Genomic DNA, 12,658 nt, shown 5'->3' with positions numbered 1-12,658 from the left:
GTGAGCCTCACGGCGGTGGACGGCGACATCCTGTTCAGCGCGAAAAAGCGCATCACGCTGATAGGCGGCGGCAGCTACCTCATCCTGCAGGACGGCAAAATTGAGTACGGCACGGCCGGTGAGTATTTCAGGAAAACGCCGCACACGGTGCTGACGGTGGCGGAAACGATGCCGCATGACTTTCCGTCGGTTCCACCGGTGATAAGCGGATTAACGGAACAGGAAGCAGAGAATGAGCCTGCAAACGATATAACCCGCGCCGGAATTTCCTGAGCACAGGGTATATAACCCACGAGTATCGCAATAAACATTCCAGCAAGCGGAAAGCTGAACAAGGATGAAAATATGTTATTAGCGCCCCCGATTTTACTTTCACAGCGAAAAACAGAAACTGACGATGACTGGGTCAGGCGATGTATTCACGTCGATAAATACAGGGACTTCCCCGTAAATAATCTCGGGGCCTGGCACGGTGGTGTGCATATTCCTCATACCGATGCGGGGGGGACTGCCAATCCGGTCAGGGCGATTGCGGAAGGAGAAATTGTTTTTTGTCGCTATCCTTCCGACAGAATTAGTGAGGATCCGTTGTGCTATCTGGGGGAGACAGACGACGGGGTGGTGCTGTTGCGTCACACTCTGACGCTGGGTGACCCCGAAGTGAACATCGTTTTCTATTCGTTGTGTCAGCACCTGAAACAGGTGAGAAGGAATGTACTGGAAGGCGTGGGAACCCTCATTAAAAAAGGCACGATATTGGGCACATCCGGACGCGTAGACGGCAAGAACGGATTCCATTTTCAGATTTGCTGTGATGATACGAACCTGCAAAAGCTTGCGGGGAGAAGCACAGGCAATCTTGATATCAGCAAACCTGGGCGCAGCGATATCACCTATGGTGATAAGCATTATTATTTGCCCTCCGGCACGCCTTTTATGGCCTCTCCTGACGAAAAGAAAGCGACAAGACCCCCGCTGTATATCAGCGACACTGAGCTTTTCGTCACTTTTACGAATAAGAAGGTCTTTACCCGTCAGGAAAATCCGGCAGGTAGCAGCATTTACACGAAGCTCAGTGAGGCGGGTGTCCGTTTGCCTGCCGTACCGGCAAGGGATTACGGCGAAACAGTGACCTGGAATGAAGCTGAATGGATTTGTGCTAATTATCCCGGCGGTTCGGGGTGGGTGAAAATGACTGCACCGGGTATTAATCAATACTCTGATGCCGATTTTCCTCACTGGACGGGGTGGTCACTTGTTGATGATGACAGTAATGCAGACAGCCAGTGTGATTCACCGGTTATTCAGCAATGGCAGCAGCAAATAAAAGATGAAAAAAGCTTAAAAGAAAAATATTTTTACGCGATTTGCCGGTTCCCGTTTGAATGGGATGAAACCACCGTTGACTCACGGTTCAGTTGGTTAAAGCAGGATAATAAATTCGTGCAACCTGCTTTTAATCCTCCTTCCTGGGATAAATTTCTTAATCATGCCAATGCACTCAGCTTTTTTGGCAAATTACCTGCTGACGCCCGGACAGCATTATCAGGAAGGGTCTGGCATTTCAACCCTGCTGCTTTTATTATGCATATCAATAAGGCCTCACAGGTTGAGTATATTGCAGTGGTTGGGACGCAAATACACAATGACCCAGCAAATAAACTGTCTTTTATCGGTCAGGCGGTGAGGTATATGAGGAAGTATATGCAGGAAGGCAATCGTGGAGTATACACTGTATTGATATTTGAAGAGGGTTATGAAGATAAACATTATGCTATGCTTGAATCATCAGCGATGAAGTTTGGCTTTAAATATAAGAAAATTGAATGCAATACTAATTTATTTAAATATCTAAATGAAGGCAGTGACAGGCATTGCATTCCCGTCAAACAGTTATCTATTTTTTGTCACGGTTTGCAAAGTGAGTTTGCATTTGGATATAAATATGCTGTTTCAGAAAAGTTGAGTGTGAACTTACAGAACTACACAATGATAAATGAAAATATATTTAGTCGGTTGGGAAGAATTAATTCCTATGCTTGCCGTACTGCTATGGGAAGACTTGATGGACATAGTGATTATGAATTCACACCCAAGATAAATGAAAGTTTAGCGCAAAAAATGGCTAATTATTTTGATATTCCAGTTTTTGCATATGTTATTCGGAGTAGTTATGCAGATACATGGGGGGCAAGGTCGCAACGTTTAGCTAGTAAGGTGATTAAAGATCCTTGGTTTGAGAAGCTTTCCTTAGAGCGTGAGGTTAATATAAAATTATGCGGGGCCTCATATAACATTGATGGCGCACTAAATGATGTTGGGGCAGGAACTACCCCATATAATTTGACAGATGAATACATGGAGTTTCTTCCAGTATGAAAGCCAATAAAATATTATTTATAATTTTATTATTTATTATTTTTTTCGTATATTTAATTTTTCCGAATTATATAATAGAGTCAGGTAAGTTAGGATACAGAGTGGTGGATTCTTACTCTAAGGAATATTTTATTGATTGTGAGACTGCGACTCTATACAAAAAAAAACCTATCATTATGCTTCCATCTGAAAAAGAATGGATAGAAAACCATGTTCTTGATTTATATAAAGATGAGTTAATGAGGTTTGACAAGGACGGGAATTATTTAAAAGTGGTAACATCCAATCATTGGGTTGATGGTTTTTTGTACAAGCACAGCTTATTCGATTATGATGGGGATTTAGTCGATACTTTTGAAAACATAACTTTCATGTCAGGCCGTTATTATAAATTTCAATATTCGTTTAGAAATGGAAGTGTGAACTCTGGCGTTCTTTCAAGCCTAACTCCTTCAATAATGAAAACTAATTATAGCTATGAGTTTAATGTGGGGTTGGCAAAAAAAAGTTGCTCACATCCGCAATGATGTTAATTTCAACGTTATCGCTCGATTCTCCTCTCGGAGGAGGGCTGGGTATGAAAATGGCAGTTTATTTTGGTATTCCCGTAGGGGATTTATTATTTGCGGTAATCATAAGAATGCATGGGGAACAAGGATGGAACGTCTGGAAAGTAAGATAAAAAAAGACGAATTATTTAATGAGTTGAGCCGAGAACGCGATGAGAGTGTGAACTACTGTAGGGCCGCATATAATGTCCAGGGCGCTTTACATGATGTTGTTGCGGGGACAACGCCTGTAATAATTCATTTCGGGCCAGACTACATGGAATTCATGCCAAAATGAAGAGTAAGATAGCTATCTTTATTTTTGTTTCTTTTTGTATTTTAGGTTATTTGTTTTTCCCTAAATATATTATACATTCAGATGACTATGGCTATAAAATAGCTGACTCATATGCAAGGGAATATTACATAGACTGTGAAAGACCAGCATTATACAAAAAAAAGCCCCAGAAATGGATGAAAGAACGAAAGATTGGTTAAGAAATAACACAAATGTTATATATGAAGATGAGTTGAAGGAGTTTGACCAAAGTACAGGCTATTATAAAGCAATTACAAGCGGCTTATGGATTGACTCATTTAAGTATAAATACACATTTTTTGATGTGAGTGGTGATGTTGATGGTGATACCTATGAAAGTATATTTTTCATAAGTGGATTGTATTATCATTTTCAATATACTCCCAGAAAAGGAGATATACAGAAAGGCTATTTCGCAAGTTTCAGACCTTCAACGGAAAGAAAAAATTATAGTTATGACTTTGATGTTGATTTAGCAAAAAAAAGTTGTTCACATCCGCAATGATGTTAATTTCAACGTTATTGTTCTATTCCTATCTCTAAGGAGGGCCGGGTATGAAAAGGCGAGTTATTTTAGTATTCCTGTGGTGGGTTTATTATCATCGGTAATTACGAGAATACATGGGGTCAGGGTCGTAATATTTACCTAGTAAGGTAATTAAAACCCCTTGGTTTGAGATGCTTTCCTCAGAGTGTGAGATGAATATAAAAATATGCGGGCTTCATATAACATTGATGGGGCATTGAATGATGTTGGAGTAGGCACCACGCCCTATAATCTTTCAAAGGAATATAAGGATTACCTTCCAAAATGAAAGTAAATATTAAAATAGCACTGGGGTTGGTTTTTTTATTGCTAGGTTTATATTATATGTGGCCAAGATATATTATATCTTCTGGCCCACTAGGCTATAAAGTGGTTGATTCATATAGTAAGGACTATTATATAAATTGTGAAATAGATACGCTATATAAAAAGGATAAGGCTGAAATGAGTATAATCGATAGGGAGTGGATTGAAAATAACTTGGGAAAAATTTATAAAATTAGATTGTTAGAGTTTGATACAAATGGAGATGCATTAAAAATAATAAGCGCGCCGCATTGGGTTAACAGTTTTCTTTATAATTACAGCATATTTAATGAAGATGGTATTTTAACTGACATGTATGAAAGCATTATTAAAATCAATGGGGTTTATTATAAGTTCGATTATACATTAATTCCTGGTGAGGCTGAAAAGGGAAGGTTGTCAAGTTATCCTCCAACAAAAAGAAAAATTGATTATAGCTATGGCTTTTATGTGAACTTGGCCAAAAAAAGTTGCTCACATCCGCAATGATGGTAATTAAAGTCATGGTCAGGTGTTGATTTCGGCAAAAAAAACCAGCCCGCAGGCTGGTCTGGTGCATCACTGACGCGAATTAACGGCGGACGGCGATGGCTTCGATTTCGATTTTCACGTCTTTTGGCAGACGGGCGACTTCAACGCAAGAACGGGCCGGGAATGGCGCGTTGTGCTCGGTGAAGAAGGCTTCATACGTGGCGTTAACGGTGGCGAAGTCATTCAGATCTTTCACGAAAACGGTGGTTTTCACAATATCTGACACTTTCAGGCCAGCGGCTTCAACGATCGCCTGTACGTTTTCCAGTGACTGGCGCGTTTGTGCAGAAATGTCGTCAGCCACAGAGCCGGTTTTAGGATCCACTGGGATCTGGCCGGAAGTGATGATCATACTGCCCAGATCCACGCCCTGAACATAAGGACCGATAGCGGCAGGGGCGTTTTCAGTGCTGATTTCGCGGGACATAATGTCTCCTGATTTGCGTTAAGGGGAACAAGAAATTGTTCCCCAGTATAAAGGCTCAGTCGTTATTGAGCACCACCTGATGCTCAAACTCTTTTTCGCAGTATTTGCACTTCAGGTGCACGCCGTCTGCGCGTTGTTTCACCGCAAAGCTGGAATCCACCGGTTCAAAACGGCTGATGCAATTGCCGTTCGGGCAGCGCAGTACGCCGACAATCCGGTCCGGCAGCGTCGGCATCAGCTTTTTCACCACGTCGTAATTGTCGATGCGGTTCACCGTCGCGCGCGGGGCATACACCGCCAGCTGATTGACCTGTTCGTCGGTCAGAAAGGTGTTTTCAATTTTGATGATGTCTTTGCGGCCCAGCTCGCCGGAAGGCAGGTTCAGGCCGACCGTCACACGTTGTTCCGTCTGGGTAAACTTGAACAGCGACAGTAATTTAAATCCGACCTGTGCCGGAATATGGTCGATGACCGTACCGCATTTGATCGCTTCAACCTGAAGTTTGTTGTCGTGCGTCATAATCGTTTTCTCCTCAAGTTTACTGTGCAGTGTCTGCGTTCAGAACCAGCGCCAGCAAAGCCTGACGCGCAAAAATTCCGTTACCGGCCTGCTGGAAATACCAGGCATAAGGCGTTTTATCCACATCCGGCGTGATTTCATCGATACGCGGCAGCGGGTGAAGCACTTTCAGGTGCGGCTGAGCATGGGTCAGATCGGCAGCCCGCAGGACAAACTGTGCTTTCACGTTGGCGTATTCCGATGGATCCAGACGCTCTTTTTGCACGCGGGTCATGTACAGAATGTCGATTTCAGACACCACTTCATCAATGCTGCTGTGCAGGCTGTATTCGATGCCTTTCTCTTCCAGCAACGTCAGGATATACCCCGGCATCGCCAGCGCGTCCGGCGCGATAAAGTAGAAGCGGTTACCGTTAAATTTCGCCAGTGCCTGTGCCAGGGAATGCACCGTGCGGCCATATTTCAGGTCGCCGACCATGGCGATTTTGATGTTGTCGAGACGGCCCTGAGTTTCCTGAATGGTGAACAAATCCAGCAGGGTTTGCGTCGGATGCTGGTTCGCTCCGTCGCCTGCGTTGAGCACCGGAATACCGCCGGAGAATTCGGTCGCCAGACGCGCCGCGCCTTCCTGCGGATGGCGCATCACAATCGCATCAACGTAGGTGCTGATGACCGAAATGGTATCGGCCAGCGTTTCGCCTTTTTTGCCGAGCGAGGTGTTGCTGCTGTCGGAGAAACCCACCACCGAGGCGCCCAGACGATGCATCGACGTTTCAAATGACAGACGGGTGCGGGTTGAGGCTTCGAAGAAACAACTGGCGATCACTTTGTGTTTCAGCAATTCAGGCTGCGGGTTGGCTTTCAGGCTGGCAGCGGTATCCAGTACCAGTTCCAGCTCTTCGCGGCTGAGATCGTTGATAGAAATGATGTCTTTCTGATACAGCGGATTGGCCATAGTCGTCATTCTCCTGTTCTTTACGCGTAAAAAGTGTGGCGCTCAAATTCCGGACAAAAAAAAGCCCCTCAATGAGGGGCTTTCAGTAAAACGGTAATACCACGGAAGAACAACGGCAGCGGGCTGCCTGATGGCACGGTGTTTGGTCGATCATCTGAGCACAAAACCTGGCGATTGTTCATGGGTTCTCCCGACAAATTGTGGCGCATTATACGCGGGTCATTGACGACATCAAGCGGAAAAATGGCCTAAGGCAAACGGTTGCTGCCGTGGTTTTCCTTTATCGCCAGTATTCGCCTGATTATCCTGCAAACTCTGTCCAGCTCTGTCATTTCCCGTGGCGCAACCAGCACGGAAGTACTCGATGCGATCACGCCGAGCACCTCCGGCAACCGGTGTTGATCGATAATCCGCCCCACGGCGCGACCATAGCCCGGCATGACATGTACCACGACAAATTGAGGATTGTGATCCACATCGGTGACCATTTCACTCACTGGCCTCAGGGCATCAGGGATAAGCTGAGATTGCTCATTGAGGGCGTAAATCTTTTTGCCTTTGGCATTCTGTACCTTCACGACGCCCAGTATTTTCAGCAATTGAGAAATGGTGGACTGGCCGATGTTGCGGTATCCCGCCCGCTGGAATTCCACACGCAGTTCTTCCTGTGATGAAAAACTCCGGCTGGCAATAAGCTGATGGCAGAGGATCAGTTGCTGGTGTTCTTTTTCAAGTGTAGACAACGTTCTTTTCATGGTTATGTTCCCGGTAAATAAAGGACGTCAACATGGCAAAAAAATCATTTTCTACAAAGAGTTAAACCAAAGAACCGAGACTTAGCGCGAACATCAGCAATACCAGTAAAATTCCCATCAAAGGTGCGACCCATTTCAGCCAGCGGACATAGGGCACCCGCGCGATGGCCAGACCGCCCATGACGACGGCGGAGGTCGGCGTGACCAGATTCACCAGCCCCGATGCCGACTGATAAGCGGTCACCACCAGTTCACGCCCGACGTGGGCGAAATCGGCGAGAGGCGCCATAATCGGCATGGTCATCACCGCCAGACCGGATGAAGAGGGCACCAGAAACGACAGCACCACTTCGAGCAGGAACATGACGTTAATGAAAATCACGCTGGATAATCCGGAAACGATGCCTTCTGCGCTGTGCAAAATGGTGTGGGTGATCATGCCGTTGTCCATGATCACCACGATGCCACGGGCAATGCCGATGATCAGTGCCACGCCGAGCAGGTCGCGTGCACCATCAATGAATGTCGAGGTCAGTTCTTCCTCACTCATGCGGGCAATCAGCCCCACCAGGATCGCTGCGGCCAGGAAAACGCCGGAGATTTCCCCCATCCACCAGCCTTTTACCGATACGCCATAAATCATCACCACAAAAGCCAGCGCGAAGATCAGCAGAATGATTTTACGTACGCCGGTAAAGGGCAGCAGTTCATCGCTGCGGTTACCGAGAAAGTGGGCGCGGTTGCTGTCCCACTGATCAGCCACAACAGAAAGCGAGGGATCGCGGCGCACTTTACGGGCATAGCGCATCACCCAGATCACGCAGATCAGCCAGCCGACGATCAGAATCGCCACGCGCAGGCCGATCCCGTGGGTGAAGGGGATCCCGGCAGCATTGGCGGCAATCACTGTCGCGAAAGGATTGATCGTTGAGCCGAGCGTGCCAATCCCGGCGCCCAGCAGTACGGTAGCCGCCGCGACCAGCGGGTCGAAACGGGCCGCCATCATCACCGGTACCAGAAGGGTGTAAAATGGCAATGACTCTTCGGCCATGCCGTAAATGGTGCCACCGGCGGCGAACAGTGCCATCAGGATCGGGATCATCCATTCTTCTTTGCCCTTAAGCCGGACAGTCACCCGTTCAATTCCGGCGTCGATTGCCCCGGTTTTGGTGACGATGCCCAGAAAACCGCCGATGATCAGAATAAATAAAGCGACATCAATTGCGCCAGCCTGGCCGGTGGTGTGGTTGTACAGGCCATCAATGGGCGCGAGGAAAATATCCACCAGCCCCTGCGGGTTGCCGGTAACGGCGTGATAGGTGCCTGAGACGGGAACTTCTTTACCCAGCCCGACATTCATCGCCATGTCGTACTGACCGGCGGGGATAATCCAGCTCAGGCCCGCAACCAGCGCGATAAGCACAAACAAAATGGTGTAGGCAGAAGGGAATTTGAATGTACGCATAAACGTAATCCTTAAAAAAAGCGTGAAGGCAAAACGCCTTCACGCAAGGGGCTTAGTCATCGCCAAGGGTGGCGACCATGACCGCTTTTATGGTGTGCATACGGTTTTCGGCTTCATCAAAAACGATGGAATGCGGGGACTCAAAAACGTCATCCGTCACTTCCAGCCCTTTCATGCCGTAAGCGATTTCCAGTTCTTTGCCGAGGGTGGTTTCTTCGTTATGGAAGGCGGGCAGGCAGTGCATGAATTTGACGTCAGGATTGCCGGTGGCGTTAAGCACCGCCGCATTAACCTGATACGGGGTCATCAGACTGATACGTTCTGCCCAGGCGGTTTTGGCTTCGCCCATTGACACCCAGACATCGGTGTAAAGAAAATCGACGCCCTGTACGCCTTCATCAACGTGCTCTGTCAGCAGGATCCTTGCGCCGGTAGTGCGGGCGATATCGCGGCAGGTCGCGACCAGTGTCTCTTCCGGCCAGAAGGATTTTGGCGCGATCAGACGGATATCCATTCCCATTTTTGCTGCCCCGACCATCAGGGAATTACCCATATTGTTTCGGGCATCGCCCAGATAAGCGAAGCTGATCTGACAGAGTTTTTTACCCGGCGAGTGTTCAAGCATGGTCATCAGGTCGGCAAGGATTTGGGTCGGATGAAACTCGTCGGTCAGCCCGTTCCACACCGGTACGCCGGAGAATTCCGCCAGTTCTTCCACCGTCTTTTGTGCAAAACCCCGGTATTCGATGCCGTCATACATTCGCCCCAGCACGCGGGCGGTGTCTTTCATGGATTCCTTGTGTCCGATCTGGCTGCCGCCAGGGCCGAGATAGGTCACGTGTGCGCCCTGATCAAACGCGGCGACTTCAAACGCACAGCGGGTGCGGGTCGAGGTTTTCTCAAAAATCAGCGCGATATTTTTTCCGCGCAGACAAGGGCGTTCCTGACCCGTTTGCTTATCGTCTTTAAGCGTCAGCGCCAGGGTGATCAGTTGCTGAATTTCTTCCGGTGTGAAATCAAGAAGTTTAAGAAAATGACGGTTTTTCAATGTGGTAGTCATAACATCATCCTGAAATAATCAAGTGAGGGCGGGTTATTCCGCGCGGATACAGGTGCCTTTCAGACCGGCCAGAATGGCTTCACCCTCTTCCAGTGCGCCGATCCCCGCCAGCCCGTGGCAGGCGTCGACAAACTGGCAGGCGGCACTGACTTTCGGCCCCATGGATCCGGCGTCGAAGGTCATACCGGCGAGATCCCGTGTAGTGATTTGATGCAGCGGACGCTGCTCCGGCGTGCCCCAGCCGAGGTACACCGCATCGGCATCGGTCAGGATCAGCAGCGCGTCGGCCTGTAACTGACGCGCCAGCAGCGCCGCCGAAAGGTCTTTGTCGATGACGGCCTCTGCGCCTGCCAGCCCGTCGGCGGTCTGATGAACCGGCACACCGCCGCCGCCGTTACAGATGACCAGATAGTGCTTTTCCAGCAAGTCACGGATGGCATCAATCTCGAGGATGCGCTGCGGTTGAGGAGAGGCGACCACGCGGCGGAAATGCTGCCCGTCGGCTTTCATCGCCCAGCCTTTTTCGGCGGCCAGATTTTCCGACTGCGCCTGCGTATAAACCGGACCGATGTATTTCGTCGGCTTATCAAATGCCGGATCGAGTAGGCTGACTTCCACCTGCGTCAGCAGGGTGCAGACGCGACTCTCAGGCAGACAATTTTTCAACGCCTGTTGCAACAGATAGCCGATCATCCCCTGTGTTTGTGCCACCAGAATATCGAGCGGGTAGGGCGCGACTGCCGGATAAGCGCTGTTTTGCAGCGCCAGCAATCCGACCTGCGGGCCGTTGCCGTGCACCAGCACGACGCGCCATTTCTGGCATAGCGCAGCCAGCGTTTCGGCCGCCAGACGGATGTTTTTGCGCTGCAGTTCGGCTTCGAGCGGTTCGCCACGGCGCAACAATGCGTTGCCGCCGAGGGCGACAACCAGAACAGGTTTGTTCATGAAATTTTCCCGGTATAGGTGATCAGATGTCGTCGCGTTCAAGCGGGCAGCTCATGCAACGCGCGCCGCCGCGACCTCTTCCCAGTTCATCACCCGGAATGGGGAGAACGGTGATTCCGGCTTTGTCGTATTTTTCGTTAGTCCGGGTGTTACGTTCGTAGCCGATGACCACGCCGGGACGCACGGTCAGGACGTTATTGGCGTCATTCCACTGTTCGCGTTCGGCTTCAAAACTGTCGCCACCGGTGGTGATGAGTCTGATGTCGTCAATGCCCAGTGCTTTGCCGATTGCCCGGACGAACTGTGGTTCTTCGGTGCGACGCAGGCCACCGTGACCATTGTCGGTCAGCGTCCAGCACAACGTGGTGTCGCGCACCACTTCCGGATACACCGAGAAAGTGTCCAGATCGATATGTGTCATGACGGTATCAAGGTGCATACAGGAACGGTGTTTCGGTAATTGCAGCACAATCACTTTGGTGGCTTGCTGATGTTTGAACAGTGAACGCGCGAGGAACTCCACACCCTGCGGTGTCGTGCGTTCTGATAAACCAATTAATACTGCGCCACGGCCAATGACTAAAACATCGCCACCTTCCAGCGTGGCGTGGTCGTAATTAAATTCGTCGTCGCCAAAGTAAGTAATAAATTCGTTATCGGTAAAGTGCGGGTGCCAGCGATATATGGCCCGTAAATTATTGGTTTCCCGTTTACGTGCTTCCTTTGCCATCGGATTAACTGATACGCCGTTATATATCCAGCAGGAGGTATCACGGGTAAATAAATGATTGGGTAAAGGCTTAATCACGAAGTCATTTAACTGATGCGTATCTGTGACCATATTATGGAATGTATCGGGAATTTCACTGTATGTTAATCCGCCGCTCATAAACCGGGCCGTTTGCCGGTGAGGAAGATCGGCCAGCCAGCCACGAATCTCTTCGGCAAATTGTGGCCCAAGCCGGTAATCCGAGATTTGCCGGCTGAGCAGCCAGTCTTTGGCCTCGCGGTTATCGAGGGTTTCCGTCAGCAGGTCAGTGAGCAATAAGACTTCCACACCTTGCTGGCGCAAGGTCTGACTGAAGACGTCATGCTCTTTTCCGGCGCGCTCAACGGAAAGTACGTCATCGAATAATAATTCCTGACAATTCGACGGGGTGAGTCGCTGTAAACTTAAATTTGGCCGGTGAAGCATCACGCTGCGAAGTTGGCCTATTTCGGATCCTACATAATGCCGTTTCATATTTATCCCTTTTTATAAAAAGAAGACCAAATAATGTTTTGGGCAAATGAATTACGCGGAGAATAAATAATATATTCAACCTGAAATGGAATGTGCCCGCAACGGAGTGAATAATATTCCGCTCAGGCATTTAATATGTGATTCAGATCGCATCAGAATAAACGGATGAAAGAGGTTATATGTTGATTGATAAGCGTCATTGTTTTATTTATTAGCGGGCGCAGTAAAGTGAATAATAAACGAAATATCAGCGTAATTATTTATCCTGACAGTAAATGACCGATTGAGATAATGTTTACTCAGTTATAATCCGCTAAAAAATAAGGGGTTTATTTCTCGTCTGCATAGAATGTCTTTTTTCATGATTAAATATTTATAAATACTCTGAAACCTTAAATAACTATGATTTATTTGGGGTGTTTTCGGTTTAATTAACTTTGTGATCTGTGAGTGAGTTTTTATAAAAAATCCGTAATACCAACAGGATGAAAGGGCCACACTGAATACGTTTTCAGGGTTTATGCAATCTGACTGCATAACCATTGTTTACCGGCTACGGGTGATGTTCAGCCACAAAAATATCCCCCAGAAAGTCAAAATTTTGATCCCGCTCTGGCAAGCAGACAGCAAACAGGATTAGTATTTATGAAACGCTGTT

The 12,658-nt window shown here is 48.0% G+C and carries 13 protein-coding genes; 5 read left to right on the top strand and 8 right to left on the bottom strand.

Annotation, left to right across the window (positions count from 1 at the left end; genetic code table 11):
• The 5 genes from HGO41_RS13580 to HGO41_RS13560 all read left to right on the top strand — a co-directional run.
• Nucleotides 1–273 (top strand): DUF2345 domain-containing protein (locus tag HGO41_RS13580; protein WP_250981105.1); only part of this gene is annotated, 273 nt, incomplete at its 5' end.
• 72 nt (nt 274–345) lie between these two features.
• A complete protein-coding gene (locus HGO41_RS13575) occupies nt 346–2,379 on the top strand; it encodes a M23 family metallopeptidase (RefSeq protein WP_250981104.1) in 2,034 nt (677 codons plus the stop codon).
• The gene (locus tag HGO41_RS13570; protein WP_015690501.1) at nt 2,376–2,906 is read left to right on the top strand and encodes a hypothetical protein; all 531 of its coding nucleotides are present in this window, start codon (nt 2,376–2,378) and stop codon (nt 2,904–2,906) included. Before HGO41_RS13575 ends, HGO41_RS13570 begins: the two co-directional genes overlap by 4 nt.
• A 491-nt stretch (nt 2,907–3,397) precedes the next feature.
• Complete coding sequence (locus tag HGO41_RS13565) at nt 3,398–3,751, top strand: hypothetical protein (protein ID WP_228389047.1); 354 nt, start codon at nt 3,398–3,400, stop codon at nt 3,749–3,751.
• A gap of 306 nt (nt 3,752–4,057) precedes the next feature.
• Nucleotides 4,058–4,588, top strand: a complete 531-nt coding sequence (locus HGO41_RS13560; RefSeq protein ID WP_112197440.1) for a hypothetical protein — start codon at nt 4,058–4,060, stop codon at nt 4,586–4,588.
• Nucleotides 4,589–4,670: 82 nt separating this feature from the next.
• Here HGO41_RS13560 and ridA read toward each other — a convergent pair whose 3' ends face one another.
• The 8 genes from ridA to arcA form a co-directional block, all read right to left on the bottom strand.
• On the bottom strand, nt 4,671–5,057 hold the full coding sequence (gene ridA, locus HGO41_RS13555; protein ID WP_013577173.1) for a 2-iminobutanoate/2-iminopropanoate deaminase: 387 nt from the start codon (nt 5,055–5,057) through the stop codon (nt 4,671–4,673).
• Between the two features lie 55 nt (nt 5,058–5,112).
• Nucleotides 5,113–5,577: an aspartate carbamoyltransferase regulatory subunit gene (gene pyrI / locus HGO41_RS13550; RefSeq protein ID WP_013577172.1), complete on the bottom strand. Its 465-nt coding sequence runs from the start codon at nt 5,575–5,577 to the stop codon at nt 5,113–5,115.
• A gap of 19 nt (nt 5,578–5,596) precedes the next feature.
• Nucleotides 5,597–6,532 carry an aspartate carbamoyltransferase gene (pyrB, locus tag HGO41_RS13545; protein WP_013577171.1) on the bottom strand — a complete coding sequence of 312 codons (936 nt, stop codon included), beginning with the start codon at nt 6,530–6,532 and terminating at the stop codon, nt 5,597–5,599.
• Between the two features lie 248 nt (nt 6,533–6,780).
• Complete coding sequence (locus HGO41_RS13540) at nt 6,781–7,287, bottom strand: arginine repressor (RefSeq protein WP_013577169.1); 507 nt, start codon at nt 7,285–7,287, stop codon at nt 6,781–6,783.
• 61 nt (nt 7,288–7,348) lie between these two features.
• Nucleotides 7,349–8,752: a YfcC family protein gene (locus HGO41_RS13535; RefSeq protein WP_013577168.1), complete on the bottom strand. Its 1,404-nt coding sequence runs from the start codon at nt 8,750–8,752 to the stop codon at nt 7,349–7,351.
• A gap of 52 nt (nt 8,753–8,804) precedes the next feature.
• The gene (gene argF / locus HGO41_RS13530) at nt 8,805–9,812 is read right to left on the bottom strand and encodes an ornithine carbamoyltransferase (protein WP_153376721.1); all 1,008 of its coding nucleotides are present in this window, start codon (nt 9,810–9,812) and stop codon (nt 8,805–8,807) included.
• Nucleotides 9,813–9,845: 33 nt separating this feature from the next.
• Nucleotides 9,846–10,757: a carbamate kinase gene (gene arcC, locus HGO41_RS13525; RefSeq protein WP_013577166.1), complete on the bottom strand. Its 912-nt coding sequence runs from the start codon at nt 10,755–10,757 to the stop codon at nt 9,846–9,848.
• A gap of 22 nt (nt 10,758–10,779) precedes the next feature.
• On the bottom strand, nt 10,780–12,000 hold the full coding sequence (gene arcA / locus HGO41_RS13520; protein ID WP_013577165.1) for an arginine deiminase: 1,221 nt from the start codon (nt 11,998–12,000) through the stop codon (nt 10,780–10,782).
• Nucleotides 12,001–12,658 lie beyond the last annotated feature (658 nt).

It is taken from the genome of Rahnella sp. CG8 (genome assembly GCF_023701875.1).
GTDB classification, from domain to species: domain Bacteria; phylum Pseudomonadota; class Gammaproteobacteria; order Enterobacterales; family Enterobacteriaceae; genus Rahnella; species Rahnella aceris.
This window is presented reverse-complemented; position numbering and strand designations above follow the sequence as displayed.

Coding starts and splice junctions, on each gene's coding strand:
- HGO41_RS13575 (WP_250981104.1), top strand. CDS start 346: ATGTTATTAGCGCCCCCGATTTTACTTTCACAGCGAAAAACAGAAACT.
- HGO41_RS13570 (WP_015690501.1), top strand. CDS start 2,376: ATGAAAGCCAATAAAATATTATTTATAATTTTATTATTTATTATTTTT.
- HGO41_RS13565 (WP_228389047.1), top strand. CDS start 3,398: ATGGATGAAAGAACGAAAGATTGGTTAAGAAATAACACAAATGTTATA.
- HGO41_RS13560 (WP_112197440.1), top strand. CDS start 4,058: ATGAAAGTAAATATTAAAATAGCACTGGGGTTGGTTTTTTTATTGCTA.
- ridA (WP_013577173.1), bottom strand. CDS start 5,057: ATGTCCCGCGAAATCAGCACTGAAAACGCCCCTGCCGCTATCGGTCCT.
- pyrI (WP_013577172.1), bottom strand. CDS start 5,577: ATGACGCACGACAACAAACTTCAGGTTGAAGCGATCAAATGCGGTACG.
- pyrB (WP_013577171.1), bottom strand. CDS start 6,532: ATGGCCAATCCGCTGTATCAGAAAGACATCATTTCTATCAACGATCTC.
- HGO41_RS13540 (WP_013577169.1), bottom strand. CDS start 7,287: ATGAAAAGAACGTTGTCTACACTTGAAAAAGAACACCAGCAACTGATC.
- HGO41_RS13535 (WP_013577168.1), bottom strand. CDS start 8,752: ATGCGTACATTCAAATTCCCTTCTGCCTACACCATTTTGTTTGTGCTT.
- argF (WP_153376721.1), bottom strand. CDS start 9,812: ATGACTACCACATTGAAAAACCGTCATTTTCTTAAACTTCTTGATTTC.
- arcC (WP_013577166.1), bottom strand. CDS start 10,757: ATGAACAAACCTGTTCTGGTTGTCGCCCTCGGCGGCAACGCATTGTTG.
- arcA (WP_013577165.1), bottom strand. CDS start 12,000: ATGAAACGGCATTATGTAGGATCCGAAATAGGCCAACTTCGCAGCGTG.